28 protein-coding genes and 2 pseudogenes are annotated in these 25,202 nt (G+C 42.5%); 26 read left to right on the top strand and 4 right to left on the bottom strand.

The annotated features are described in order from the left end of the window. Positions 1 to 48: 48 nt before the first annotated feature. The 22 genes and pseudogenes from LCH52_13025 to LCH52_13130 all read left to right on the top strand — a co-directional run bounded on the left by LCH52_13025 (position 49) and on the right by LCH52_13130 (position 15,650). The gene (locus LCH52_13025) at positions 49 to 1,068 is read left to right on the top strand and encodes a PorV/PorQ family protein (GenBank protein MCA0389406.1); all 1,020 of its coding nucleotides are present in this window, start codon (positions 49 to 51) and stop codon (positions 1,066 to 1,068) included. Positions 1,069 to 1,144: 76 nt separating this feature from the next. Continuing rightward, complete coding sequence (locus LCH52_13030) at positions 1,145 to 2,500, top strand: GWxTD domain-containing protein (GenBank protein ID MCA0389407.1); 1,356 nt, start codon at positions 1,145 to 1,147, stop codon at positions 2,498 to 2,500. A 41-nt stretch (positions 2,501 to 2,541) separates the two neighbouring features. Next, positions 2,542 to 3,411, top strand: coding sequence for a lysophospholipid acyltransferase family protein (locus LCH52_13035; GenBank protein ID MCA0389408.1), 870 nt, complete (start codon positions 2,542 to 2,544; stop codon positions 3,409 to 3,411). Next, positions 3,408 to 4,430 (top strand): glycosyltransferase family 9 protein, encoded by a 1,023-nt coding sequence (locus LCH52_13040; GenBank protein ID MCA0389409.1) that lies wholly within the window; start codon positions 3,408 to 3,410, stop codon positions 4,428 to 4,430. The genes LCH52_13035 and LCH52_13040 overlap by 4 nt, the downstream gene beginning before the upstream one ends. After that, positions 4,417 to 5,058: a threonylcarbamoyl-AMP synthase gene (locus tag LCH52_13045; protein ID MCA0389410.1), complete on the top strand. Its 642-nt coding sequence runs from the start codon at positions 4,417 to 4,419 to the stop codon at positions 5,056 to 5,058. Before LCH52_13040 ends, LCH52_13045 begins: the two co-directional genes overlap by 14 nt. Further along, complete coding sequence (locus LCH52_13050; GenBank protein MCA0389411.1) at positions 5,059 to 5,499, top strand: hypothetical protein; 441 nt, start codon at positions 5,059 to 5,061, stop codon at positions 5,497 to 5,499. Positions 5,500 to 5,506: 7 nt separating this feature from the next. Then, positions 5,507 to 5,917: a polymer-forming cytoskeletal protein gene (locus LCH52_13055; protein MCA0389412.1), complete on the top strand. Its 411-nt coding sequence runs from the start codon at positions 5,507 to 5,509 to the stop codon at positions 5,915 to 5,917. Then, the gene (locus LCH52_13060; GenBank protein ID MCA0389413.1) at positions 5,907 to 6,158 is read left to right on the top strand and encodes an AtpZ/AtpI family protein; all 252 of its coding nucleotides are present in this window, start codon (positions 5,907 to 5,909) and stop codon (positions 6,156 to 6,158) included. The genes LCH52_13055 and LCH52_13060 overlap by 11 nt, the downstream gene beginning before the upstream one ends. Further along, positions 6,145 to 6,546, top strand: coding sequence for a hypothetical protein (locus LCH52_13065; protein ID MCA0389414.1), 402 nt, complete (start codon positions 6,145 to 6,147; stop codon positions 6,544 to 6,546). The genes LCH52_13060 and LCH52_13065 overlap by 14 nt, the downstream gene beginning before the upstream one ends. Continuing rightward, a complete protein-coding gene (atpB, locus tag LCH52_13070) occupies positions 6,536 to 7,384 on the top strand; it encodes a F0F1 ATP synthase subunit A (GenBank protein ID MCA0389415.1) in 849 nt (282 codons plus the stop codon). The genes LCH52_13065 and atpB overlap by 11 nt, the downstream gene beginning before the upstream one ends. Positions 7,385 to 7,416: 32 nt before the next feature. Further along, positions 7,417 to 7,635 carry an ATP synthase F0 subunit C gene (locus LCH52_13075; protein ID MCA0389416.1) on the top strand — a complete coding sequence of 73 codons (219 nt, stop codon included), beginning with the start codon at positions 7,417 to 7,419 and terminating at the stop codon, positions 7,633 to 7,635. A gap of 25 nt (positions 7,636 to 7,660) precedes the next feature. Next, positions 7,661 to 8,203, top strand: coding sequence for a F0F1 ATP synthase subunit B (gene atpF / locus LCH52_13080; GenBank protein MCA0389417.1), 543 nt, complete (start codon positions 7,661 to 7,663; stop codon positions 8,201 to 8,203). A gap of 2 nt (positions 8,204 to 8,205) precedes the next feature. Next, positions 8,206 to 8,766 carry an ATP synthase F1 subunit delta gene (gene atpH / locus LCH52_13085; protein ID MCA0389418.1) on the top strand — a complete coding sequence of 187 codons (561 nt, stop codon included), beginning with the start codon at positions 8,206 to 8,208 and terminating at the stop codon, positions 8,764 to 8,766. A gap of 16 nt (positions 8,767 to 8,782) precedes the next feature. Next, entirely contained in the window at positions 8,783 to 10,327 is a 1,545-nt protein-coding gene (gene atpA, locus LCH52_13090) for a F0F1 ATP synthase subunit alpha (protein MCA0389419.1), read from the top strand. Positions 10,328 to 10,339: 12 nt separating this feature from the next. Further along, positions 10,340 to 11,203: an ATP synthase F1 subunit gamma gene (atpG, locus tag LCH52_13095; protein MCA0389420.1), complete on the top strand. Its 864-nt coding sequence runs from the start codon at positions 10,340 to 10,342 to the stop codon at positions 11,201 to 11,203. Positions 11,204 to 11,211: 8 nt separating this feature from the next. Further along, positions 11,212 to 12,519 (top strand): signal recognition particle protein, encoded by a 1,308-nt coding sequence (ffh, locus tag LCH52_13100; GenBank protein MCA0389421.1) that lies wholly within the window; start codon positions 11,212 to 11,214, stop codon positions 12,517 to 12,519. 29 nt (positions 12,520 to 12,548) lie between these two features. Beyond that, a pseudogene (gene rpsP, locus LCH52_13105) lies at positions 12,549 to 12,764 on the top strand (30S ribosomal protein S16). Positions 12,765 to 13,041: 277 nt separating this feature from the next. Next, the gene (locus tag LCH52_13110) at positions 13,042 to 13,275 is read left to right on the top strand and encodes a KH domain-containing protein (GenBank protein ID MCA0389422.1); all 234 of its coding nucleotides are present in this window, start codon (positions 13,042 to 13,044) and stop codon (positions 13,273 to 13,275) included. Between the two features lie 14 nt (positions 13,276 to 13,289). Beyond that, a complete protein-coding gene (gene rimM, locus LCH52_13115; protein MCA0389423.1) occupies positions 13,290 to 13,802 on the top strand; it encodes a ribosome maturation factor RimM in 513 nt (170 codons plus the stop codon). After that, positions 13,792 to 14,481, top strand: coding sequence for a tRNA (guanosine(37)-N1)-methyltransferase TrmD (gene trmD / locus LCH52_13120; GenBank protein ID MCA0389424.1), 690 nt, complete (start codon positions 13,792 to 13,794; stop codon positions 14,479 to 14,481). Before rimM ends, trmD begins: the two co-directional genes overlap by 11 nt. Then, complete coding sequence (gene rplS / locus LCH52_13125; protein ID MCA0389425.1) at positions 14,478 to 14,825, top strand: 50S ribosomal protein L19; 348 nt, start codon at positions 14,478 to 14,480, stop codon at positions 14,823 to 14,825. The genes trmD and rplS overlap by 4 nt, the downstream gene beginning before the upstream one ends. A gap of 69 nt (positions 14,826 to 14,894) precedes the next feature. After that, the gene (locus LCH52_13130) at positions 14,895 to 15,650 is read left to right on the top strand and encodes a hypothetical protein (protein ID MCA0389426.1); all 756 of its coding nucleotides are present in this window, start codon (positions 14,895 to 14,897) and stop codon (positions 15,648 to 15,650) included. Positions 15,651 to 15,809: 159 nt separating this feature from the next. Here the strand turns inward: LCH52_13130 and LCH52_13135 are convergent, their stop codons facing one another. The 4 genes from LCH52_13135 to LCH52_13150 are packed head-to-tail and all read right to left on the bottom strand — an operon-like array spanning position 15,810 to position 20,117. Further along, positions 15,810 to 17,000 (bottom strand): phosphoglycerate dehydrogenase, encoded by a 1,191-nt coding sequence (locus LCH52_13135; GenBank protein ID MCA0389427.1) that lies wholly within the window; start codon positions 16,998 to 17,000, stop codon positions 15,810 to 15,812. A gap of 16 nt (positions 17,001 to 17,016) precedes the next feature. Then, on the bottom strand, positions 17,017 to 18,675 hold the full coding sequence (gene hutU, locus LCH52_13140; GenBank protein ID MCA0389428.1) for a urocanate hydratase: 1,659 nt from the start codon (positions 18,673 to 18,675) through the stop codon (positions 17,017 to 17,019). A gap of 2 nt (positions 18,676 to 18,677) precedes the next feature. After that, a complete protein-coding gene (locus tag LCH52_13145) occupies positions 18,678 to 19,019 on the bottom strand; it encodes a hypothetical protein (GenBank protein MCA0389429.1) in 342 nt (113 codons plus the stop codon). Between the two features lie 6 nt (positions 19,020 to 19,025). Continuing rightward, positions 19,026 to 20,117, bottom strand: a complete 1,092-nt coding sequence (locus LCH52_13150; GenBank protein MCA0389430.1) for an adenosine deaminase — start codon at positions 20,115 to 20,117, stop codon at positions 19,026 to 19,028. Between the two features lie 164 nt (positions 20,118 to 20,281). On the opposite strand from LCH52_13150, the gene LCH52_13155 reads away from it, so the two are divergent. The 4 genes and pseudogenes from LCH52_13155 to LCH52_13170 all read left to right on the top strand — a co-directional run bounded on the left by LCH52_13155 (position 20,282) and on the right by LCH52_13170 (position 25,192). Further along, positions 20,282 to 21,448 carry a hypothetical protein gene (locus LCH52_13155; protein MCA0389431.1) on the top strand — a complete coding sequence of 389 codons (1,167 nt, stop codon included), beginning with the start codon at positions 20,282 to 20,284 and terminating at the stop codon, positions 21,446 to 21,448. Between the two features lie 2 nt (positions 21,449 to 21,450). After that, a pseudogene (locus tag LCH52_13160) lies at positions 21,451 to 21,785 on the top strand (DUF3467 domain-containing protein). Between the two features lie 216 nt (positions 21,786 to 22,001). Beyond that, positions 22,002 to 22,925, top strand: coding sequence for a T9SS type A sorting domain-containing protein (locus LCH52_13165; GenBank protein ID MCA0389432.1), 924 nt, complete (start codon positions 22,002 to 22,004; stop codon positions 22,923 to 22,925). 191 nt (positions 22,926 to 23,116) lie between these two features. Continuing rightward, positions 23,117 to 25,192: a hypothetical protein gene (locus LCH52_13170; protein MCA0389433.1), complete on the top strand. Its 2,076-nt coding sequence runs from the start codon at positions 23,117 to 23,119 to the stop codon at positions 25,190 to 25,192. Positions 25,193 to 25,202: the final 10 nt, after the last annotated feature.

Genomic DNA, 25,202 nt, shown 5'->3' on the forward strand with positions numbered 1-25,202 from the left:
TAAAAGCTGCCGCCATACTTGGAATCAGAAATTAGGAGTTAACTTAATATGAAAAGATACTTATCATTGCTGCTAATACTCGCCTTCGTACTGCCAAGCTATGCAGGTGATATATCCCGCAAGGGTACAACCGGTGCAGACCAGTTGCTTATACCTGTTGGAGCACGCGGCATAGCTACAGGAGGCGCGTTCGTATCCAGTGTTACCGGTATGGAATCTATATTCTATAATCCTGCCGGATTGGATGTTGACAGGAAAACCGAAGCGATGTTCAGCTATATGTCCTATATAGCAGACATCAACATTTCCTACTTTGCTGCGGGAACCAGCCTTGGAGATTTCGGTTCAATAGCTTTATCATTTAAATCGATGAATTTCGGTGATATTCCGGTGACAACCATCAACACACCGGATGGAGACGGAACAACCTATTCGCCAGGCTTCCTGGTTGCAGGTTTGACCTATTCGAAAATTATCACTGACAGAGTTTCCATCGGCGTCAATGCCAAGGTAATCTCTGAAACAATCATGAACACCAATGCTACCGGATTTGCTCTAGATTTTGGTGTTCAATACAGATTTGACAAGAACCTTACCATAGGTGCTGCGGTTAAGAATATCGGAACCAATATGCAGTATTCAGGTCAGGATCTTCAGTTCAAAACAAATGTACCTGGAGCTATTCCGGGATCAACAGGTGGCAACTACCAGGCTGTCACTGAACCTTACCAGATACCGAGTTTCTTTGAACTCAGTCTTGCTTACAAGTTTGACTTTGACAAAGATAACAAACTCATGCTGGGTGGTACATTTGTAAACAATAACGCTTTCGAAGACCAGTTTAAGTTGGGTCTCGAGTATGGATTCCAGGATATGTTCTTTGTTAGAGGCGGTTATGCATTGCAGACAGCCAACAATCAGGACAACATATTCGGTGTCAATCTCGGAGCCGGTGTCAACTACAAACTAACCGACGAAATCGGAGTTGTTGTAGATTATGCTTTCCGTCAGGTTAAAGAGTTCCCAAATCCAAACCACATAGTTACGGTAAAGTTATCGTTTAAGTAATCGATTTACTTTTTGTGAAGGCGTCCGTAATCATCGGGCGCCTTTTTTTTATCAGCCATATTATGGAGTGATTCCGGTGAAAAAGACAGTCGTTCTGGTATTGTTTTTCAGTTTATTCGCACTTGCCCAAAAGAAGCCCCTTTTCGATCTTGATTATGCCCGTTTTGCGGGTGATGACACTTCGGCAATAGTTGAAGTTTATTACAGTTTCTATCAAAATGCTTTTACCCCCTTTCAAAAGGAAAATAAAAATTTTATTCAAGGTTCAATAGGCATATTTATAGAGGATATAAAAACCAGCCAAGCCAGTTTCAAAAGGGAATATAATTTCACTTCCCCCGTTTACGATTCAATAAAGAATAATTTAACAGGTGTTCTTAGATTCAAATTGCGGCACGGGGAGTACAGATTTTCCTTTTCAGTTAAAGATTTAATGACTGAGGGGAGGAATGATACAGCCAAATTTAATATCCAGTTAAAAGATATTGGAAAAACGAAATTTAATATTAGTGATATAGAAGTTGCGACCAGAATCGAAAAGTCTGACAACGACTCATCCACCTTCTATAAAAACACCTTTGAAGTGGTACCAAATGTATCAACTGTGTTTGGGGAAAATCTTCCGGTGATTTTTTACTATGTCGAATTATACAATTTAAACAAGGATACTGATCCTGAACTTCTGATATTGGAGCGGGTTCTTACAAATGACAAAAATGAGGAAGTAAGCCGTAAGCGGAGATACATCCCAAGAAAAAATGCCTCAATAGTTGAAGCGAATACAGTTAATATTTCCAAACTCCCCACCGGATCCTACAATTTAACAATTGCCCTCTTTGATTCACTATCAAACGAAATTGCAATGGCATCAAAGAAATTGTATGTCTTCAATTCCAAAGTAGTGGATACAGTTGCTACAAAGTACTCTGACAACGAATTTCTTTCCTCTGAATTTGCCACTATGAGTGAAGAAGAGATTGAAGAAGCATTTGGCCAGGCAAAGTATATTATCTCCAAAGTTGAAGAGAAACAGTGGGATCAGCTTAAAGAACTCGAAGGCAAGAGGAATTTTATGTTTACCTTTTGGAGAAACAGAGATTCCGACCCCACAACGGCAGTTAACGAGTTTAAAAGAGAGTATTACAAGAGAATTGAATATGCCAACCAGGCTTATTCATCCTTCCAGAGAAAAGGCTGGCAGACTGACCGTGGCAGAGTTCACATTGTCTATGGAAGACCGAGCGAAATCAACCGTTATCCTTCACAACTGGATACAAAGCCTTATGAGATATGGAATTACGATGATATCGAAGGTGGCGTTGAATTTGTTTTTGGAGACATTTCCGGATTTGGCGACTACAAGCTCCTCCACTCAACAAAACGGGGCGAGTTGCGGGATGACAACTGGCAGAACAGAATAAAGACATTGTAATTGGTTATATTGCAAGTTACAAATTTTGAGAATTAGTAGCATTGCAGAACCTTTTAGAATATATCCTTTTTTCTTTATTTAGCAAGATATTCTGTCTCGCAGGATTTAAAAGGGCGTACTTGTTTGCGCCCTTTCTTACATTTATATTCCACGACCTCCTCAAACTTCGTCTAAAAGTTGTCTTAAAAAATCTCGAAATAGCCTTCCCGGAAATGACACCTGAGGAACGAAAAATTCTCGCAAAGAAGTGCTATATCAGCAGTGCCAAGACATTTATCGAAATCATGACAATACCGGCGATGAAATATGAGGAGATAAAAGATTATTTTGGTGACCCGGAGGTAAAATTTGTACAGGACTTCCATGCAAGAGGGAAGGGAGTGATTCTCATGACCGCCCACTTTGGAAACTGGGAAGTGGCGGCTCTCGGGTTTTCGAGAAAAATGGGAATCCGGTTTGCAGCGCTGGCACAGCCTCAGCGGAATGATTATGTTACGAGATGGATGGAAAAGCAACGAACCAAATGGGGGAATCACATCTATAAGACCGGAAATGCCGCGATGATACTTTTCAGAGCATTGAAGAACGGAGAGATAATCGCCGTGGTTGGTGATCAAAGAGGACCTGAAGATGGTATCAGAGTCCCTTTTTTTGGCAGACAATCTGCCGTAAACGAAGGAATTGCTGTTCTTGCGCTTAAAACGGGTGCACCTGTAATATTTTCCATTACAATCAGACAGAGTGACAACACTTATTTAACCGATGTATGTGAAGTATCCATGGAAAACCTGCCGGAGGGGAAACAGGAAAAAATTGTGGAAATCAGCAGACGGCACACGGCTATTCTCGAAGAGTACATCAGAAAATATCCGGAACAATGGTTTTGGATGCATAACAGGTGGAAGTATTGACTACTGCAAAATATCTTGTAGTGCAAACTGCCTTCCCGGGAGATTCGGTGCTGACACTTCCTTTTCTTCAGGAGCTGCGACGGTTGTATCCTGAAGGGCAGATTGATGTTGTCTGTTCACCTGCCAGCAAGGAGATTTTTGAAGCATCACCATCAGTTTCCAATGTAATTCCATTTGACAAACGGGGAGAGTACAAAGGTTTCAGAGGGCTTGTACGATTTGCTGAGAGCCTCAAAGAAACCCGCTACTCGGCAATTTATTCGCTCCACAGATCAATCCGGACAACAATTCTTGTCGCACTCGCCGGTGGTGAGGAGTCAATCGGATTCAACACAGCCTCATTCTCATTCCTGTATGATAAAAGGGTTCCGTATGTTTTCAGTGATCATGAGGTAAAAAGAAACCTGAATATGATCATGGATTATCCCGGTGACAAATGGAAAATTTATCCTGAACTCACTGCGAGTGAAGAGCAGAAGCAAAAAGTCATGAGTTTTATTGAAGCAACAGGGGGCGGAAAAATAATAGTTATTTCTCCCGGAAGTGTCTGGGAGACAAAGAGATATCCTGTGAAAAGCTACGCTGAAATCGCTTCCGGACTTTCTGCTGCAGGTTATAATATTATCGTATCCGGAAGCAACAGTGAGAAGGATACAGGAGAAGAGATAAGAAGAATTGCCGGAGATCGAATAATAAACAGTTGCGGAATTTTTTCCATGACAGAAACTGTTGAACTGATGAGGCATTCTGAACTTTTAATAACGAATGACAGTGCACCGACTCATTTCGCAATGGCAGCCGGTGTCCCCGTTCTCACCATCTACTGCTCTACCGTGCCTGAATTTGGGTTCTACGGCTACTCGGATAAAAGTCATTACTTATCGTCTGAGGTGAGCTGCAAACCGTGCGGTATTCACGGACATAAAAAGTGTCCGACAGGGCAATTTGAGTGCGGAACAAAAATTAAAGCGTATGAAGTCATACGAAAAGTAAAGGAAATACTGGATGACCGAGCATAAAAACACATTAAAACTTAATATTGACGATAAATTAAATGATGCTATACAGAAGGCAATCCACATCTACTTTGAAGGCGGTGTTTTCATCTACCCGACCGACACGATATACGGATTTGGGGCGAATCCCTTCAATACAGACGCACTTCAAAAAGTTACAGTAATCAAGAGACGCAGCATTTCTAAAAAGTTCATCCTGCTTGCAAGTGACATCGAAATGGTGCTGAAACATGTTGAACTCGCCGATGAGTCACACGCTGATTTTCTTCTGTCTCTATGGCCCAACCCTGTATCAGTGGTATTAAAGTTAAATCCCTACTACAAGAATATAATGGGTGATTCAACTGTTGCCTTCAGGATACCAAACCACAACTTTTGCAGAAAATTAACATCGGAACTGAAAATGCCACTCGTTTCAACCAGTGTTAACCGGAGTGATGAAACTGCGATGAATGACTTTCCGCAGATTTCACAGGAGTTCAGTCACGAAGTGGATGCAATTTTTTTCAGTGAGAAACCACCTTTAAATATAGCCTCGACAGTGATTGATCTCACCGAAAAAAAACCGGTACTTATCAGGGGAGGAATGATCGGTTTTGATGACATACTCCAGAAATTTAATGAAGTGTAAATGGACAGAATCAGGAAGAAAATTGAGAAGTTAAAGTTCCGGTTGCTTCTGTTGCCGGCGGACAATCATTCAGGAGTGCCTGTCACAGTGATAGGATTCCGAAAAGGGATGCTATATCTCTCTTCAATTGTGGCGGTAATACTTGTCTTCTCTTTTCTGCTCTTTCGATTCACAACATTAAATGAACTGGTAAATGTTCATTCCGAACTTTCAGACGAGGACAAGGCACTCATCACAAATCTTAATAAAAAAGTGGTCAATCTTGTTCACGAAATGAATGCGATTAAGGCTGAAAACGAGAGAATGAAGTTTTTTCTTACCTTGAAGGACTCTGCAGTTTCTGCAAAGAATGACAGCCTCAGGAACAGTAACAAGAAAAAGCCTGCGGGCGAACAAGTCACTCCGAAGACAACGAAGGATAAAAAAGGTAACAGGAAATAGTGCAGCTATGAAATTGAAAAAAGTAAACAAACTGTACAAACCCATAACGGTTATCTCTGCAGATGTGGTTATCAGAGGTGAAATCGAGGGAGGGTGCGATATGCGTTACGATGGCAAACTAAAAGGAGACATCAGGGTTGACGGTCTGCTTTTGATCGGCAAAACCGCAGAAATTACAGGAAATCTTGTAGCCGCGAGTATCGCAATAGCAGGAAAAGTAAAAGGCAATGCTTATGCCACGGAGAGAGTGGAGATTAACCCGACCGGTGAATTGACGGGTGATATCCGGAGTAAAAGCCTCGTGATAGAAGACGGGGGAATTTACAAAGGTAAAGTGGAAGATGGAGTTGCGGAGAACATCGAGCCTTCGACAGACGGTGAGGGGGAAATCTCTGATGAGCCGGTGAATGCAGAATAAAAAAGAAGACAGCATAGCTGAAAGTTTTAGAGTGGTTGCCCCTTACATGGGGCTTGGAATACAGCTCGCAGTAACCATCGTTGGAATGGTTCTGATCGGTGACTGGCTGGACAAAAAGTACTCGACTTCCCACTGGTTATGGATTTTTGCCCTTATTGGGGGAGCGGGCGGGATTTACAATTTTATCAAGACCGTAATGGACCTCGAAAAGAAAAACAAATTGAAGAATGACAACAGATAAAAAGGTACTTGCTGCATCAGTTCTGATGATAATAATCTTTGCATTAACGGGGTTAATTGCAATGATAGCGGCTCCTGAGGGGTTATTTCCCGTGAGGGAATTCTTCTGGGCACAACTTCCCGGAGCTCTGAATTTTGCTCTGGGAGTGGCTGCAATAAAGTATGCATCGAAAAAAGATGACAGAAATTTTATGGTTATTGTTCTCGGTGCGATGACACTTTCGATGGCTTTTACAGCAATATTTATAATATTTTTGCTCCACTTCTTGAATTTGAGCCAAAAATATTATATAATTACAGTCTTTATTTTTTATTTTTTGTACCTGACTCTACAATTGATCTATTTAGTAAAATCAGAGAAGAAGACGCTTCCCAAAAATGTACAGTGATACAACAAAAGCAATAACTGACTCGTTAAGCAAAGCACACGGAAACGGCGGGAGCCAAAGCAGTGACTGGATATTACACCACATTATGGATGGTAATTATCTTGACTTCTCCCCGTTTGGCAAGATTATGCTGCCTGAGTTTTACATTGGTGATATTCATGTCGTAATAACCCGGCACATAGTATTCATGTGGCTGGCTGCCATTTTGCTTACCTTCCTGCTTATCAGGGTTGCGAAGCGATACAAAAAGACTCAGATTCCCAACAGACTGACAAGTGCTGTCGAGATTCTTATACTTTTTGTACGCGATGAAATTGCAAAACCGAGTATTGGCGGGGGATACGAAAAATTTGTTCCGTATCTGTTGACTGCATTTTTCTTCATTCTGTTTGCCAATTTCCTTGGCTTAATTCCTTTTTCTGCAACAGTAACGAGTAATATCTCAATTACAGCTACTCTTGCGACCGCGACCTTTGTCGTTACACAATGGGGAGGAATGAGGAAAAACGGTTTCTTTGGCTATTTTAAAGGACTTATTCCACACGGCATCCCGGTCTTTCTCCTCCCGATTATGATCGTGGTTGAGTTGCTCGGGTTATTCACAAAACCGTTTGCACTGGCGATTCGTCTCTTTGCGAACATGACCGCCGGTCACATAGTGATATATGCCCTTATTGGATTGATATTTGCAATGAACACACTGGCTGTGGCACCTGTCTCAGTTGGTATGGCACTTTTTATATACTTGCTCGAAATACTTGTAGCAATGCTACAGGCTTACATATTCACGATGTTATCTGCTGTGTTTATAGGTATGGCAGTGCATCAGGACCATTAAAGAAAACAAAAAATTCTATACGGAGGAATGAAATGGATTTAGCTCATTTGGCAGCCGGTATCGGTGCAGCTTTAACAATCATCGGCGGTGGCTTTGGTATTGGTAAATTGGCAGCCGCAGCAATGGAAGCAACAGGCCGTCAGCCTGAAGCAGGTGGTGGTATCAGAACCACTATGATCATTGCAGCAGCTCTTATTGAAGGTATCTCACTGTTCGCATTGGTTATTTGCTTCATCCTCGCCGGTAAATAAGGCTAATTAACCAGAAGGTAATAAAATGACTTTTAGTTCGTTTGTCTTTCTAACAGCTTCGGAAGAAGGCAGCAAGCCGAGTTTGCTTGATGTGAATGGCGGTCTGGCTTTTTGGACCACTCTCACATTCATAGTATTGCTTCTTGTTCTTGCCAAATATGCCTGGAAGCCTATTCTCAGTGCTCTTGATGCAAGAGAACAGGGGATAAAGGATGCTCTGGAAGCCGCAAAGAAGGCGAAGGAAGAAGCTGATCTGCTGATTGCACAAAACGAAAAGGTGCGTCAGGAAAATGATGAAGCTGCGAAGAGACAGATCGAGGAAAGCCGGAAATACTTCGAGGAGCAGAAAGCCAAAATGGCTCATGATCTTAAAGAAGAGTTCGACAAGAAGAGAAAAGATTTCGATTCCGAGCTTGTAAACCTTGAGCGTGAAATGGTTGACAGAGTGATTGAAAAAGTCGCCGATGTTACCGTAGCTGCAGCCGAAAAAGTGATCAAAGCTAATCTTGATGCTGAAAAGAACAAGGTGTTGGTTAATAAATACATCGACGAGATAAGGAACAACTGACAATGTCTTTCAGCAAGGTAGCCGTCAAATACGCTTCTACCCTTTACTCTTCGATCAGTGCGGTGCCGGAATTCGAGAAAATATTTCAGGATGCAGAAGACATTCTGAGGGTTTTCGACGAAAACCCCAACCTTAAGAGAATCATTGGGATTCCTGTATTCAAAGACTCGGACAAACTTGCCATCCTCATGAAGATTTTTGAAGGCAAGGTTGATGAGTCGTTAACCGGATTTATCGGGTTCCTCGCCAAAAAAGAGAGAATTTCGAATACATATGAAGTGTTTCAGGCATTTTTGAAAGTTTCTGATAAAGACAGAGGTTTCAAGAGGGTGGAGATAACCTCCGCTTTCGAGTTTGATCCCGAGGAGTCTGCCAGAATCAAGAAAGAGCTTGAAGACTACTTTAAGTGTAAACTCAAAGTGAGTGTTAAGACTGATCCCGGATTGGTAGGCGGTTTTATAGCCCGGACTGATGAGATAATAATTGATGCATCGGTCAGGAATCAGTTGAAGAAACTGAGAAAAACATTCAGCCGCGCCGGCGAATCACTAAACAAAAATTAAAAATGGGACTTGAGATATGATAAAAATCAAACCGGATGAAATTGCTTCGATATTAAGAGATCAATTATCCGGCCAGCGATCGGAAGCTGATATCTATGAAACAGGTACGGTACTTTCCGTTGGTGATGGTATAGCGAGAGTATATGGTCTTTCCAAAGTTATGGCGAGCGAGCTTGTTGAGTTCCCTAATGATGTTTTTGGAATGGTTCTCAACCTCGAGGAAGATTCCGTGGGTTGTGCTCTTTTCGGTGATTCATCTCTTGTAAAAGAGGGAGATGAAGTAAAAAGAACCGGAAGGGTTGCTTCGATGCCCGTGGGTGAAGCAATGCTTGGAAGAGTGATTACACCTCTCGGTATTCCGCTTGACGGAAAGGGCGCCATAAAGGCTGAGGGATATCAGGAAATTGAGAGAAAAGCCCTCGGCGTAATGCAGCGCCAGCCGGTGAAGGAACCGCTTCAGACCGGTATCACAGCCATCGATGCCATGATTCCTATAGGAAGAGGACAGAGAGAGCTTATAATTGGCGACAGGCAAACCGGAAAAACCGCAATTGCAGTTGATGCCATTATCAATCAGAAATTTACACACACTGAGGAAGCCAAGGCTCTCGGTGTTAATCCTGTTTACTGTATCTATGTTTCGATCGGACAGAAAAGATCGACAGTGGCACAGGTGGTAGCAAAGCTCCAGGAAACAGGAGCAATGGCTTATACCACAGTTATTTCAGCATCTGCGTCAGATCCTGCACCACTTCAGTTTATTGCTCCGTATTCGGGGGCATGTCTTGGTGAATATTTCAGAGACAGCGGCAGACATGCACTGGTGATTTATGACGATCTTTCGAAGCAGGCAGCAGCCTACAGAGAGTTGTCACTCCTTTTGAGAAGACCTCCGGGTCGTGAGGCATATCCTGGTGATGTGTTCTATCTCCACTCAAGATTGCTTGAGAGAGCATCAAAACTCAGCGATGATCTCGGTGGCGGAAGTTTAACCGCACTTCCAATTATTGAAACCCAGCAGGGTGATGTGTCGGCGTACATTCCAACGAATGTTATCTCGATTACAGATGGTCAGATTTATCTTGAACCAAACCTGTTTAATGCCGGCGTTCGTCCTGCTATCAATGTGGGTATCTCCGTATCCCGTGTTGGTGGTAATGCACAGATTAAGGCAATGAAGAAGGTTGCGGGAAGTCTTAAACTCGACCTTGCACAGTACAGAGAACTTGAAGCATTTGCGAAATTCGGAAGTGACCTTGATGTTTCAACACAGAGAACCCTTTCAAGAGGCGCAAGACTGGTTGAATTGCTCAAACAGGGCATCTACCATCCTATCCCGATCGAGAGACAGGTTGTTAGTGTATTCATAGGCACCAAGGGATATCTCGACAATGTCGCTGTGGAATCAGTTAAGAAATTTGAGAGAGAGTATCTCGAGTTCATCGACAGACAGTATCCTGATATCCTCAAAGGGATCAGGGAAGCCAAAGAAATAAAACCTGCTGTTGAAGAACTTATTAAGAAATCAGTTGCAGAATTTTCAGCAACATTCAGTAATTAATTGCATTAAGAAATGGCAACTCTTAGAGACCTAAGGAACAGAATCAAGGGTGTAAAAAGCACCCAGCAGATTACAAAAGCTATGAAAATGGTAGCGGCTGCCAAATTGCGTCGTGCCACTGAAGCTATTGTGAGTGCCAGACCTTATGCAAACAAACTTGGAAGTCTTGTAAGTAATCTTTTTACTGAGGATGACAAGCTCACCAATCCCTTCGTGTTAACGCGTGAAGTGAAGACCGAGCTGATTATTGTAGTAACCGCCGACAGAGGACTCTGTGGTGCTTTCAACACCAATATTATCAAAGAAGCTGCACATTATGTTGCTGATTTGAAGAGTAAAGGGATCGAGCCTGTGTTGTTCACCGTCGGAAAAAAAGGTTACGACCACTTCAGAAAAAGAGATGTGAAGCTTGCCGGCGATGTAACAGGACTGTTTAACAGTCTCAATTTTTCGTATGTAGGTAAAATCCTTCCGTCAGCGATTCAGGGATTTCTTTCAGGTAAATATGACAAGGTTACTTTTATTTATAACGAATTTAAGTCGGTAATCTCTCAGAAAGTGATTCATTCACAATTTTTACCTGTTCCGATTGAAGTAAGTGAAGGAACTTCCGGCGATTTGTTTATCTTTGAAAAGTCGCAGAAGGAAATTTTGAATTCCCTGCTTCCACAGTATCTTGAAACACAGTTGTGGAAGGCACTTCTCGATTCCAACGCTGCCGAGCACGGTGCAAGAATGACCGCGATGGAGAATGCCACCACGAATGCATCAGAGCTTATCTCCTCGCTCAAGTTGACATACAACAAGGCAAGACAGGCGGCGATCACTAAAGAGCTCCTGGAAGTTGTTTCGGGCGCTAATGCCCTTAGAGGTTAATCCTTTAAATGTTTAAGGATCTTAGCGATAAACTGGAGTTAGCCCTCAAGAAAATAAGGGGGCAAGGGAAACTTACCGAATCGAATGTCAGTGACACGGTAAGAGAGATAAGAAGAATTCTTCTTGATGCGGATGTAAACTACAAAGTTACAAAAGATTTTATTGAGCGTGTCAGGGTGAAGGCGATGGGGCAGGAGGTAATTACTTCCATCACCCCGGGACAGTTGATTACCAAGATCATTTATGATGAACTGGTTGATCTTCTCGGAGGTTCGTCGCAGGAACTGAGTCTGAATCCTTCCGGAAAGACCATTCTCCTTATTGTCGGCTTGCAGGGGTCGGGAAAAACCACTTTTTCCGGGAAGCTTGCAAGAAGATTCAAGGGAATGGGAAAACGACCTTTGCTGGTTGCAGCGGATATCTATCGTCCTGCGGCAATAGATCAGCTTAAAACACTCGGTACTCAAATTGATGTTCCTGTGTTTTCACTTGAGGTGAAGGACGCCCGCAAAATAGCCGGGGATGCAATCAGGTTTGCGGAAGCGAACCGGAACGATGTTATCATAATAGATACAGCGGGAAGATTGCATGTGGATGAAGAACTTATGTCGGAAGTAGCTGATATTAAAGAATTGGTGAAACCAACAGAGGTTCTTTTTGTTGTTGATTCAATGACAGGACAGGACGCCATAAACTCGGCTAAATCGTTCAACGATAAAGTTGATTTTGACGGAATTGTTCTGACCAAGCTCGATGGTGATTCAAGAGGCGGATGTGCCCTTTCGATCAGGGAAGTGGTTGGCAAACCGATAAAGTTCATCAGCACGGGTGAAAAACTTGATGCAATTGACATCTTCTATCCTGACCGTCTCGCCTCGAGAATACTGGGAAAGGGAGATGTAGTAAGTCTGGTAGAAAAAGCTCAGGAAGCTTTCGATCAGAAGGATGCAGAGGAACTTGAAGAGAAGCTGCGTAAAAACAGGTTCGATTTCGACGATTTCCTGAAGCAGATAAAGATGATAAAGAAAATGGGTTCTTTGTCATCCCTTATTTCAATGATACCGGGAATACCGAATCAGATGAAGAATGCTCAGGTTGACGATAATGCACTGGTGAAGGTTGAAGCTATAATCAATTCGATGACCAGAGTGGAGAGGGGAAACCCTAAAATATTGAACGGTGGTCGCCGTCGCAGAATAGCAAGAGGAAGTGGCACCACAATACAGGATGTGAACAGGTTGATCAAGCAATTCACAGAGATGCAGACGATGATCACCAGATTAAATAAGAATAACTTTTTTAGAAAACAGAAATAACATATTTTGATATCCGGAGGAAACCAGATTTGGTCAAATTAAGACTCAAAAGAATGGGCAAGAAGAGACAGCCCGTTTATAAAATTGTCGCAGTAGATTCACGCGTGCCAAGAGATGGCAAATATCTTGAAGCCGTTGGTCAGTACAGTCCAAAAGACGAACCACATACAGTAATCATCGATGAAGAGATTGCATTAAAGTGGTTGGGATTTGGTGCACAACCAACAGACACAGTTAGAAGCTTGCTTCGTCAGACCGGTATACTCTACAAGAGACAGATGCTCAGGAAAAACTTCCCTGCAGATGTTATCGAAGCCAACATGGCTAAATGGAGAGAAGGAAGAAACATTCCTGCGCCGGCGGTAAAAGAAGTTAAAGCTGCTCCGGCTCCGGTAGTAGTCGAAGAGCCAAAGAGTTCTGAAGGTACAGCAGAAGTAACGGGTGCTTCTTCTGAAGAGAACATTTAGTTCGGTCTGTACTTAGCACTATCTTAAAGCCCCTTGCTCTAATGGAGGATTCCGAATGAAGGAATTTGTTGAATTCATCTCCAAACATCTTGTCGATGCGCCTGACAAGGTAATCGTTGAAGTCAAATCAGAGGAAGAAAAAAAAGTTGTCTTCGCACTGAGGGTAGATGCTAATGATATCGGAAAGGTTATCGGAAAGCAAGGAAAAACCGCACAGGCGATAAGGACACTATTGACTGCAGTCGCTGCCAAAGAAGGCAAGCGAGTTATTCTTGAAATAGTTGATTAATTCCTGCTGTTACTGTGGACGGATATATTCTTATTGCCAAAATAAGTTCTGTTTACGGTAAAGGTGGCTATTTAAGATTACAGTCTTTCTCCGATTTTCCTGACCGTTTTTTTAAACTCAAAACGGTCTTCGTGGAGTTCTATGCTTCCTTGAAATCTCTCAAGATTGAAAAGGTAAAATTTGACGGTGAGGATTTGCTTGTCAAGTTTGAGAAGTTCGATTCCGACAAAGATGTTGAGATGTTTACGGGCAAGGAGTTGTTTATACCTGAGACTGAAATAGCTGCACTTCCTGATGATACTTTTTATATACATGATCTGATTGGAAGCAAAGTGGTTTACAGGGATCAGGAGCTGGGTATTATAGAGGATGTGATGGTATTGCCTGCGAATGATGTGTATGTGGTTTCGAAAGAGGGAAAAGAGACACTCGTTCCGGCGGTCAAGGAATTCATAAAGTCATTTTCACCTGAAGGGAAACTTCTTGTGTTGAGCGACAATTTCCCGGGTTATGACGATGAGAATTGATATTATTAGTGCTGTTCCCGGGTTCTTCGATGGACCATTGAACAACAGTATCATAAAAAGGGGACAAACAAAGGGCAAGGTTGAGATACATGTCCATAACCTTAGGGATTACGCATACGACAAACATCGCATGATAGATGATAAACCCTTCGGAGGTGGTGCGGGAATGGTTCTTAAAGTGGAACCCTTCTTCGATTGTATCCTGAAACTGAAGTCTGAACGGGATTATGACGCTATAATTTTTACCGCACCGCATGGTAAAATTTATGATCAGCAGGATGCCAACAGGTATTCACTGATGGAAAACATAATGATAATTTGCGGTCACTACAAGGGAATAGACGACAGAGTAAGGGAAGCATTTGCCACCGAGATAGTATCGATAGGCAATTTTGTCCTTACAGGTGGTGAGCTGCTCGCCATGGTTCTGGTTGATTCTGTTGTCAGAATAATACCCGGTGTGTTGAATGACAGCGAATCGGCATTGGACGATTCATTCCAGGATGGTGATATGATTGGTGCACCATGCTATACGAGACCTGCGGAGTTCCGGGGCTTGTCCGTGCCTGAAGTATTGCTTCAGGGTGATCACGGAAAAGTGAGGGAGTGGCGGGAAGATCAATCAAAAATTTTAACAGACTATTGGAAAAAGATAAATAAGATTGGAGCACAGGTATGACAAGCCTCTATGATTTCATCCCGGAGGAAAAAAGATCCGAATTCGCCGATTTCAATATTGGTGACAGGGTCAGAGTTCATGTAAGGGTAATTGAAGGAGACAAGGAAAGAATTCAGCCATTCGAAGGTGATGTAATTGGTATCAAGGGAAGCCTTGAAAACAAGACATTCACCGTCCGCAAGATTTCAAGCGGCGTTGGTGTGGAAAGAATATTTCCTTTCAACTCCCCAAAGGTTGCAAAAGTTGAGCTGGTAAGAGAAGGAAAGGTTCGCAGAGCCAAACTTTATTACCTCAGAGAGCTTTCAGGAAAAGCAGCCAAAATCAAATCAAAGAACCTTCGTTAATTTTTGTTGTTTTGCGATAAACGGGCTGCGGCAGAGTAGTTTGCTGCAGCCTCTTTTTTTTATTTCGAAATGAAATTAGGTATCTCCCCGAATATTGTCACAAGCATGTTTGCCACATTTTTAAAGAGCAAACTTGACTGTGAAATATTGTTTCTTCCCGTTTCCAAACTTCTCGATGCAGTAAAAAACAGAGAGATAGACCTTGCCCTTGTACCACCCCTCGATTTGCACAAAGGAGGAGATTTCGTCGTTTCAAGTCTCTACGGAATTGTGGCTGATTCGGTATTCTCAACAACCTTTCTCTACTTCAAACCTGGTGAGAAGGAAGTAAACGAGATCACCATGAAAGGCGACATTTCATTTCACGACATTACTCTGGTGAGAGTGATATTCAGGGAATTGTACGGGATTGATCCAAAAATGACCTCTTACACCGGTGATATCGGTCAGGTGGAGAATCTTTTAGTGGCAGGAGATGACAACTATCTTTCCGGCAGATATGAACTGGGAATGAACATTGCGGAAGAAGCAACAGAATGCCTCCAGTATCCCGCCATTTCATATATACTTGTCGCATCCAGGGAAGAGGCACTTGAATCGGTTCACCGGAAAGTGAAGGAAATGAACGATGCCCTTTTCGAGTTCGGGGGCGACTGGCTCTCAACAACCGGAATATCTGAAAGAACGCTGGAGTACCTGCAGGAAAACCTTCATCATCTCTCGTTTGAATTCAGCGATGAAATAGTTGAATCACTAAAAAATCTGATTTCTGTCCCCTACTACTATAATCTTACAGAAGACATCCCCGAGTATACCCTCGTCTAATCCCTGCAGCAGTTACACTTCAAACAGTACCTTCAAAACCCCCGTTTAAAATAAAAAACCGGAACACAAAGTCATACTTCACATTCCGGTAAAAAAGAGTTTTGTATCAGTTTGAATTATCAGCAAATCAACTAATAACTAATAACTCACAACTAATAACTATAAAGCCACATGCGCCAGATTGATGATTTCAGGGATGTTCCTGATTTCTTCAAGGACACCATCAGTGAGCGGTTGTTTTAATTTTACTGTACACTTGGCAACCAGACCACCGGCAAACACTTCATTCTCAACTTCCTCTATATTCACTTCATCTTTTTTCATAACATTGAGTATTGAAGCGATAACACCGGGTTTGTCGTAGTGTTTAACGATAAGCTGATAGTGTGACTCTTCCCAGCGGGCTTTGTTCACCCAATGAGCAATAACGCCACTGTTAATGTAGCCTCCGATGATATTTACAGTTTCTTCTGCAACAGCATCCTGAGCCTGTTCAGTGGATGCGCCAATGTGATGAGTAATGTAGATATTTTTGTTGTTCATCAGTTTTGATGAAACCTCACCGGCTTTACCTTCAGGTTCGCCGGTAAACACATCGAATCCACAGAAGATGTTTTTCTCTTCAATGGCTTCGAGGAGGGCATCTTCATCAATAACTTCGGCGCGGGAGGTGTTGATAAGGATACTGTTTGGTTTCATCAATTTAAACATCTCTTTATTGAAGAGTTTTCTTGTACCGTCAGTCAGGGGAAGATGGATGGTTATTATGTCGAGAATAGGAAGAATTTTGTCCATTTCTGAAAACTCTTTTACACCGTAACCTTCAACGCGGGAGATATCTTTAGCATAAACATTCATACCGAAAGCGGTAGCTCTGGCTGCCACTTCCTTGCCGATGTTACCAAAACCGATGATTCCGAGGTTTTTCCCGTAAATTCCCTGGGCTTTTGAGTAGATTCCCTTGTTCCAGACTCCATTTCTGAAGTCGATCACATTATCAGGGATTTTCCGGTCGATTGCAACCATCAAACCTATTGCGAGCTCTGCTACTGCGATAGAGTTCTTGCCGGGGCAGTTGGTCACATAGACGCCTTTTTTGTTGGCAGCGGCGATATTGATGTTATTCACACCTGCGCCTGCACGGACGATGAGATTCAACCTTTCGGCTGAGTTAATAGTCTGTTCGTTTACTTTGGTGGAACGGACAACGATGATATCCACATCTTTGGCAGCTTCGGGAAGGTCATTTTCGCCGAGCTTTGGTTGATAGATTACTTCAATATCTTTTGATCTCAGTAAATTAATATATTTTTCGGGAAACTGATCAGCGATCAATACTTTAAGTGACATATTTTTCTCCGTATGATTATTTCAACATGGGTATTTTAACCGACTTGTTGCGGGCGTTTTCCTTTGCCCGGTCGTAGCCGGCGTCTGCATGTCTTACTATCCCCATACCGGGGTCAGAAGTAAGGACTCTTTCTATTCTTTTTGCTGCTTCGGGCGTGCCGTCAGCAACAATAACCATTCCGGCGTGAATGGAATTACCAATACCGACACCGCCACCGTGATGAACGGATATCCATGAAGCACCATTAACGGCGTTAATCAGAGCGTTAAGGATGGGCCAGTCGGCTATGGCATCACTGCCGTCTTTCATTGCCTCGGTTTCTCTGTATGGGGAAGCCACTGAACCGCAATCAAGGTGATCCCTGCCGATAACTATCGGAGCTTTCACTTTTTTGTCAGCAACGAGTTGATTGAAAATCAATCCCATTTTTGCCCTGTCACCGTAACTCAGCCAGCATATTCTAGCAGGAAGCCCCTGAAAATGGACTTTTTTTCTTGCAAGTTCAAGCCAGTTGATAAGGGAGGTATTTTCAGGAAATGCAGCTTTAACGGCTTCGTCGGTTATATAAATATCTTCCGGATCACCCGAGAGGGCTGCCCAACGGAAAGGACCGCTGCCATCGCAGAAAAGCGGACGAATGTACTCAGGGACAAATCCGGGTATATCGAAAGCATTCTCAACACCGTTTGCCTGGGCTTCGCCACGGATGTTATTTCCGTAATCGAAAGTGACCGAACCCCGTCTTTGGAATTCGAGCATCGCTTTAAGATGAACAACTATGGTTTCCTTTGCGAGAGCAATATATTTGTCAGGGTCTGATTTTCGAAGTGCAAGAGCCTGTTCGAACGACATTCCCATCGGTACATAACCGTTTAAAGTATCGTGTGCGGATGTCTGATCTGTAACGATATCCAGGATTACATTTCTCTTCAGGAGCTCGGGAAGAATATCAGCAGCATTTCCAACAAGACCAACGGAGATATTGGCACCCGATTCTTTGGCATCGAGAACAATTTTCAGAGCTTCCTCGAGGTCTTCACTAAGAATATCGATGTAACCTGTCTCAATCCTTTTCTGAATTCTGGATTTATCGACATCAATTCCGAGGAATGTGGCACCGTTCATGGTGGCAGCCAGGGGCTGTGCTCCACCCATACCTCCGAGACCGGAGGTAAGAAGGAGTTTCCCTTTAAGTGAGCCGCCAAATTTCTGGCGGGCACACTCTGCGAATGTCTCATAGGTTCCCTGAAGAATGCCCTGTGTGCCGATGTAAATCCAGCTTCCCGCGGTCATCTGTCCGTACATGGTGAGTCCGAGGGCTTCAAGACGACGGAATTCATCCCAGTTTCCCCAACGGGGTACCAGCATCGAATTTGAAATGAGGACCCTGGGAGCATCCGGATGACTTCTGAAAATTGCAACAGGCTTTCCCGACTGAACGAGAAGGGTTTCATCGTTTTCAAGTTGTTTGAGGGACTCAATAATTGCATCGAACGATTCCCAGTTGCGGGCTGCCTTGCCTTTGCCACCATAGACAATCAGTTCGGCAGGATTTTCTGCAACCTCGGGGTCAAGGTTGTTCATCAACATTCTCATTGCAGCTTCCTGCACCCATCCTTTGCAGGAGAGGGTTGAACCGTGAGGAGCTTTGATGATTCTTTCTTCCTTTACCATCTCTATTTTTCCTGAAAATATTTGGTCAAGAGTTTTCCGTATTGTTTTTCAAGCGAGGAGAAAAAAAACTTTTTGAAAAAACCGGCTTTGCTGATCTGTTTTTTCAAGTGGTTGTGGTTTGCAACAACCATGTTTTTCAGAGTGAAATACTCATCTTTTGTAAACTTTACGGAATCGGATTCATTAATTTTATCAAGGATGGTGGAAAAGATTCTGTTCTGTTTAACCATCCCGACTTCCTGACTTCCACTCGTCTGTTTTACAGCCTGTTTTACAAACTGTGTCAATACTTTTTTATCACTTTTGTCGATATCGAGTGTATAATTTCTAAGCGCGATCTTCATGTTATCCTATAATTGAAGTGAAGTGAGTTTTTCTCTCATTTTCAGATATCCCGGTTTAATCACATCGTAGATAAGGCGGATTCTCTCATTATGATGGATAAAAGCGGATTTCATTGCATTAATTGTTATTTTTTCCACATCATCGAGGTGGAGGTCAAAAATTTGAACGGCTGTTACAAATTCCTTTGTCATGGTGGTATCACTCATCAGACAGTTGTCGGTATTGATCGTGACTCTGAATTTGTTTTTATATAAAATCTTGAAAGGGTGCTTTTCGAGGGATTCAACGGCACCTGTGTGCACATTGCTCAGTAGGCAGCACTCGATCGGAATTCTTTTGTCGAGCACATACTGGGCAAGATCACCCATTCCGGTAACGGTCTCACCGTCCTCTGCGATAATCATGTCTTCAACGAGTCTGGTACCGTGACCAATTCTGTGGGCTCCGCACCATTGAATCGCCTGCCAGATTGATTCCTTACCAAAGGCTTCACCGGCGTGGATCGTAATATTGAAATTTTCTCTTTGGATATACTGAAAAGCCTCGATGTGCTTTTTGGGGGGATATCCACCTTCTTCACCTGCAAGGTCGAAACCAACTACACCTTTTTCCCTGAAATTCACTGCAAGTTCGGCAATCTCAAGTGTATCTTTCATGTTTCTCATTCCACAGAGAATCAAACCGAATTCGACTTTATATTTAGTCTTTCCCTCTTCCAGACCTTCAAGGACGGCGGATACCACATCATCCATGTAAAGCCCTTTGAGAGTATGGAAAATGGGTGCAAACCTGATCTCCACATAACAAACACCATCGTTGTACATGTCTTCCATCATCTCGAAAGCAACTCTTGTCAGAGCCTCTCTCGTTTGCATCACAGCACATGTGTGTTCAAAACCCTGCAGGTATTCAACGAGGTTACCCTTGTTGGCTCCGCGGTGGAACCAGTTCCTCAGTTCCACGGGGTCCTGAGTTGGCAGTTTATCGTATCCCGTCTCACGGGCGAGTTCAATAATGGTCTCGGGTCTCAAAGTCCCGTCAAGGTGTTCATGCAAGAGCACCTTGGGTACAGTTTTAATAATTTCTTCAGTTGTCAATAAAAACCTCTTTTTAAATACTAAATTTATCATTATTAGAGAAGAAAATCAATTTTGTTTGAGGATAGTTTGATAAAATAATAGAATGCCGGTTATAAATCTTGTTTAAACAATGAATTTTGAGTAATTTAGGGTACCATAATTTGTGAAACTTTGGAGAAAAAATGAAAAGAATTAACATCCTCTTGTCAGGAATGATCCTTCTGGGATTGATGTTCTCGGGATATCAGTGTTCTTCCGCAGAAATGTCAAGTGCAAAACTTTACATTCAGCAGAAGAATTGGGAAAAAGCCGCTGAATCATTAGACAAGGAAATTGCAAAAAACCCGAAAAGTGACGAAGGTTACTATCTTCTTGGAATCGTGAAGAAAGAAAAAGAAGATATCAAAGGGATGGTTTACAATTTTAACAAATCACTTGAAATCAGTTCGAAATTCAAAAAAGAGATTGATGCTCTTACACAGGCAACCTGGGCAGAATCGTTCAATGCCGGTGTAAACAACTATAACAAAGCTGCACAGTCGAAATCGAAAGATACGACAGCAATGTTTCTCGATAAAGCAATTGAGAAATTCAATACTGCAATTTCACTCGAACCCGATTCAATAGAAGCCTATAAAATAGTTTCCATGATCTATTTGAACAAAGGCGAAACAGACAAAGCCATTCCGGTGCTTCAGACCATTATTGACAAACAGGGACCAAGCTATGCGTATGCTCAGCTCGCCGAAATTTACATAAAAAGAGGTGAAGCTAAAAATACTGCCTTCAAAACAAGTAAAAACAGCGCTGACAGCGTAGCTGCTCACGACAATTTTACAACTGCCAAAAAGACCGCTATAACAGGTTTGAACAAGCACCCTGGTGATGAAACCCTTTTGGCTACCCTTGCGATGGTTTATGGTTATCTGAATCAGGCTGAAGAAGGTGCTGCACTTTTTGAGGGTGAAGTAAAGAAAAACCCGACTAACAAACTTAGCAGACTCTACTACGGTATTTTCCTTACAAATATTCAGAACTATACTGCATCAGTTGTTGAGTTCGCAGAGATTCTGAAGATCGATCCTAATTTCTATGAAGCCTTTTATTATGAAGCATTTGCTTACTACAACTGGGGACTTACCATCCTTAAGAAAGCAGATCAGATGAAAGAGGACGGAAGACCACAGGCTAATCCTAAATTCGAACTTTGTGTGGAAAACGCCAAGAAGTTCACCGAGAAAGCGCCAAAAGAGAGAAGAGGCTATGACCTTCTTTTCAAAGCCTACTCGAGATTGAGCAAGACAAAAGAAGCTGAAGAAGTTCAGAAAATTTTATCGGAAATGAAATAACGATGAATCAGAATCCAAAAGATACAGCAATACCTCAACAGCAACAACTTAATGTGGAGCTGGGAGAGAAAGAGGCGGAAGGAATTTATTCCAACCTCGCTTTCATCACACATTCCCCTGCGGAATTTGTGATCGATTTTACCAGGATACTCCCGGGTATTCAGAAGGCAAAAGTGATGTCGAGGATAATAACGACACCACACATGCCAAGATGCTGTTGAGAGCACTGGCTGATAATATCGATAAATATGAATCCAGATTTGGTGAAATAAATGTCGATTTTCAACAGGAGCCTGCTTTTGGGTTTCCGCCTCCAAAGACGGAAAAGTTTAACTGATCGAGTATTTTTGAAGCTGCCCCTCAAAAGGCAGCTTTTTTTTTGATCTGTATCACTTCTAAAAGGCAATAATAATATTTTTCGATTAAAAAGTGTTGCATTTGTCTGTTTATTTGTTAAATTTCGCTCTCGATAAATGCAACTAAGGTAACCCTTCGGGTTGCAGCTTAATAAGTTTTAATAACACAACAACATCATCATCACAAGGAGTCCAATATGAAAAGATTTACACTTTTCATGGTTGTTATTCTGTTCTCGGGCATACTGTTTGCTCAGCAGAACAAGATTAATGTGGTCATCTCCATCAAGTGTACAAACGCACCGCAGTTTTCCATTTGGAATGACACAATTCGTGAGGGGCAGAAATATGCTTTTCAAGCCAAGAATCTTCCTGCACCTTATAATGTGGCACAATCACTCTACAATGCAATGGTTGGATCATACATCATGTTTGAGGACGGGTGTATAAACCAGGATATTCAGGTAAGAATCACGCTAAACGGAGTAAATTGTTCCAATGGATTATTCAATCCGGCTAATCTTGCAAACCTGTTTATCAACTGGAGGATAGAGGTTTACTCATTTAACGGACTTGATCCACTAGGTTCACCCTTTAATTTCACATCACCAAACAAATTCAGACTTGTTCTGATGCGTTCGCAACAGTTCAGCCAGTTCCTCACAATGGCAGGTATCAACCCTGTTGCTGTGCTGGCATTTGCGTATTTAACTGCTACAAATACATTTGATCTGACAGGAATTACCACCGAGCTGTTTCCGGATTCCATCAGAGTAAGAGTATCCCATTTTTCAGATCTCGTCGGAAGTACTCAGGGAAGTCTGACCTCCACGAATGAAACGATAACGGAGATACCGGCTGCATTTGCTCTCGATCAAAATTACCCAAATCCGTTTAATCCTTCCACAAAGATTCGCTATTCAGTACCCGAAAGGTCGGATGTGCTGATCAGAGTCTTTGACATAATGGGAACGGAAGTGGCGAAAATAGTGAATGAATCGAAGGAAGCCGGGGTCTATGAGGCATCATTCGATGCAGCAGGATTGCCTTCAGGAATGTACATGTATGAACTGAGAGCAGGAAGTGTCGTAATCAGTAAAAAAATGCTGCTGCTCAAGTAAGTTACAAAGTTACGAGTGGACGCATAAATTTAGAGAGCATTTGAAGGAAAATGCAGGAAACAGCCTGTATTTGCCTTTTAGTGCTCTTTTTTTACATAAAAAGACCTGATTGTAAATAAATCATTTGCAAACAATTCAAATTATAACTAATTTTAATAGTTATCGTTAATAATTATAGAACCGAGATCGCAATGAAGCATTTTAAGAAGAGTTTTACCGGAGTTGCCGGTATGATCGCCGTATTGTCAATAATGCTCTTATCCGGGTGTGAGATCAAGGAACCGATTGCCCCGGTGTGGGATGTCGAACTTAATCTACCGTTCGTGAACAGGACCTACACTTTAAAGGAGATTGTAGAGAGAGATACAGCAAACCTGAAAGTGAGAAGCGACACAGCCATAATAATTTATGAACAGCTTCAGGATCTCAACTCTGTCAAGATTGAAAACAGAATGACGCTTGATGCTCCCGTGAAGAGCATAAAGACAACCATAGGCGCCATCAAGGTGAACACAGTTGCCTCGATAAGTGAAGAGATAAAAATGACCCAATGGCTTAATGTTACGCCTGGTCAGAATCAGATAGTACCACCGGTTACAAATACACTGGTAGTTCAAGACCTTAAGAAGATAGGTTCCTTTGAAGTTGCAGAGTTTGACGGCGGAACAATGTCTCTTAAGATCAGAAATGAAAATGGTCCGATTCCTCTTAGCATAAGCCGCATAATCGTGAGAGCCGGAAAGAACTACACATACAGAGGTGCTTCAATAGCTGAAAACACCCGTCTGCTTACCGACAATACAGCATTCACCCTGACACAGAACCAGGAAAGAACCATTTCGTTTCCTCTAACGGGGCAGAAACTGGTGGACTCGTTAAGGGTTGAGGTACTGTTGTCATCAACAGGCAGCAATGGTCAATCGGTGCTCCTTCCTGCCAATCCGGTTACAAAAATTACAGCCGACTTCGCAAATCTTAGCGTGAGCGGCGTCAAGACAGTAATTCCTCAGCAAAATCCAATTGTAAAAAGTGATGTTGTTGCCATAGACGACTCCACACAGTATTCCCTGATGAAATTTGATTCGGGAAAAATGGATATCACCGTAAAGAACTCGATCGACATGCCTCTGCAGGTTACGATGAGTGTTAACGAGTTGAAAAAACCGGACGGATCAGCATTCAGCCAAGTGATAAATGTACCTGCAAAGGGAACAGGCACCTTCTCGATCGCAAGTCTGAAAGATTACACTCTAAATTCAGGTGGTGTTCTTAAGAATACCATTACATATTCTGCATCAGCAACAAATACTGTTCAGCCGGGAGTTGTAAATACACTTCTGAGTACAGACAGTCTGGTTTCCACTGTTTCCATGTCAAACCTCGTGATTTCGAGCATAACAGGAAAAGTGAAACCGGTGCAACTCAGAATTGTGGAGACAGACATCGGAATTAATCTGAACGATTTGCAAGGTAAATTCAGATTCGGGAAACTCGATCTTCAGGATTCTGATATAAAATTGATAGTTCAGAAAGCAACCAGTTTTGAAGTGAGGTTTACCGGTAAACTCAAGGGGACAAACGGTGTAAATACCGCTGAACTGGATCTTCCTGTATCAACACTCGGTGTGGGACAAACCACGATCAAGCTTGACCCTGTGAAGGTGGAGCAGTTTATACTCGCATTCCCGAATACTTTGCCAAATAAGATGACAGTTGTTGGCGTTACAACCCTGAATCCAAACTTTAAGGAGGGTACAGCCCAGATGATTGACTCGGTTTATGGAATTGGCAGGCTTGATTTCCCATTCCATGTTGGTATTACCAACGGTACAATTTCAGACACTGTCGCAGTAGATATCGCAGCCGGGGATACAGCCAAGCTTAACAGTTCCAATTCTGCAGATGTCACTATGGTTTTTGAGAACGGATTTGCGGCAGGTTTGAGAGTTAGTGGAAGATTTGTTGACAAAGACTATCGGACTGTAATGAACATCATACCGAAAAATGCAGGAAATGACTCTGTACTGACGATAAAGGGAGCGACTGTTGGCTCTGATGACCGGGTTATTGCTGCAGCGAAAGACAGTATCAAAATGACTCTGGTAAATGCTGACTTTAGAAACTTTACAAAAGTCAAGCATCTTATTCTTGAAATGCGGATAAATACTTCTCGAGCGAATGGACTGCCGGTCAAGTTCTATGCGCTTGATCTGTTCAAGTTACGAGCTTTCGGTAAATTCTCTTATAAAGTTGATGCAGGAAAGTAGAGGTACCACT

The sequence above is a fragment of the Bacteroidota bacterium genome (assembly GCA_020161395.1).
GTDB lineage: Bacteria > Bacteroidota > Ignavibacteria > Ignavibacteriales > Ignavibacteriaceae > UTCHB3.

Excerpts from the sequence above, each read along its gene's own strand:
- LCH52_13170 (MCA0389433.1), top strand. The coding sequence starts at position 23,117 with ATGAAGCATTTTAAGAAGAGTTTTACCGGAGTTGCCGGTATGATCGCC.
- LCH52_13060 (MCA0389413.1), top strand. The coding sequence starts at position 5,907 with ATGCAGAATAAAAAAGAAGACAGCATAGCTGAAAGTTTTAGAGTGGTT.
- LCH52_13165 (MCA0389432.1), top strand. The coding sequence starts at position 22,002 with ATGAAAAGATTTACACTTTTCATGGTTGTTATTCTGTTCTCGGGCATA.
- LCH52_13075 (MCA0389416.1), top strand. The coding sequence starts at position 7,417 with ATGGATTTAGCTCATTTGGCAGCCGGTATCGGTGCAGCTTTAACAATC.
- LCH52_13050 (MCA0389411.1), top strand. The coding sequence starts at position 5,059 with ATGGACAGAATCAGGAAGAAAATTGAGAAGTTAAAGTTCCGGTTGCTT.
- LCH52_13045 (MCA0389410.1), top strand. The coding sequence starts at position 4,417 with ATGACCGAGCATAAAAACACATTAAAACTTAATATTGACGATAAATTA.
- atpB (MCA0389415.1), top strand. The coding sequence starts at position 6,536 with ATGTACAGTGATACAACAAAAGCAATAACTGACTCGTTAAGCAAAGCA.
- atpA (MCA0389419.1), top strand. The coding sequence starts at position 8,783 with ATGATAAAAATCAAACCGGATGAAATTGCTTCGATATTAAGAGATCAA.
- rplS (MCA0389425.1), top strand. The coding sequence starts at position 14,478 with ATGACAAGCCTCTATGATTTCATCCCGGAGGAAAAAAGATCCGAATTC.
- LCH52_13110 (MCA0389422.1), top strand. The coding sequence starts at position 13,042 with ATGAAGGAATTTGTTGAATTCATCTCCAAACATCTTGTCGATGCGCCT.
- atpG (MCA0389420.1), top strand. The coding sequence starts at position 10,340 with ATGGCAACTCTTAGAGACCTAAGGAACAGAATCAAGGGTGTAAAAAGC.
- LCH52_13055 (MCA0389412.1), top strand. The coding sequence starts at position 5,507 with ATGAAATTGAAAAAAGTAAACAAACTGTACAAACCCATAACGGTTATC.
- LCH52_13025 (MCA0389406.1), top strand. The coding sequence starts at position 49 with ATGAAAAGATACTTATCATTGCTGCTAATACTCGCCTTCGTACTGCCA.
- hutU (MCA0389428.1), bottom strand. The coding sequence starts at position 18,675 with ATGGTAAAGGAAGAAAGAATCATCAAAGCTCCTCACGGTTCAACCCTC.
- atpF (MCA0389417.1), top strand. The coding sequence starts at position 7,661 with ATGACTTTTAGTTCGTTTGTCTTTCTAACAGCTTCGGAAGAAGGCAGC.
- LCH52_13065 (MCA0389414.1), top strand. The coding sequence starts at position 6,145 with ATGACAACAGATAAAAAGGTACTTGCTGCATCAGTTCTGATGATAATA.
- LCH52_13145 (MCA0389429.1), bottom strand. The coding sequence starts at position 19,019 with ATGAAGATCGCGCTTAGAAATTATACACTCGATATCGACAAAAGTGAT.
- trmD (MCA0389424.1), top strand. The coding sequence starts at position 13,792 with ATGAGAATTGATATTATTAGTGCTGTTCCCGGGTTCTTCGATGGACCA.
- ffh (MCA0389421.1), top strand. The coding sequence starts at position 11,212 with ATGTTTAAGGATCTTAGCGATAAACTGGAGTTAGCCCTCAAGAAAATA.
- LCH52_13130 (MCA0389426.1), top strand. The coding sequence starts at position 14,895 with ATGAAATTAGGTATCTCCCCGAATATTGTCACAAGCATGTTTGCCACA.
- LCH52_13155 (MCA0389431.1), top strand. The coding sequence starts at position 20,282 with ATGAAAAGAATTAACATCCTCTTGTCAGGAATGATCCTTCTGGGATTG.
- atpH (MCA0389418.1), top strand. The coding sequence starts at position 8,206 with ATGTCTTTCAGCAAGGTAGCCGTCAAATACGCTTCTACCCTTTACTCT.
- LCH52_13135 (MCA0389427.1), bottom strand. The coding sequence starts at position 17,000 with ATGTCACTTAAAGTATTGATCGCTGATCAGTTTCCCGAAAAATATATT.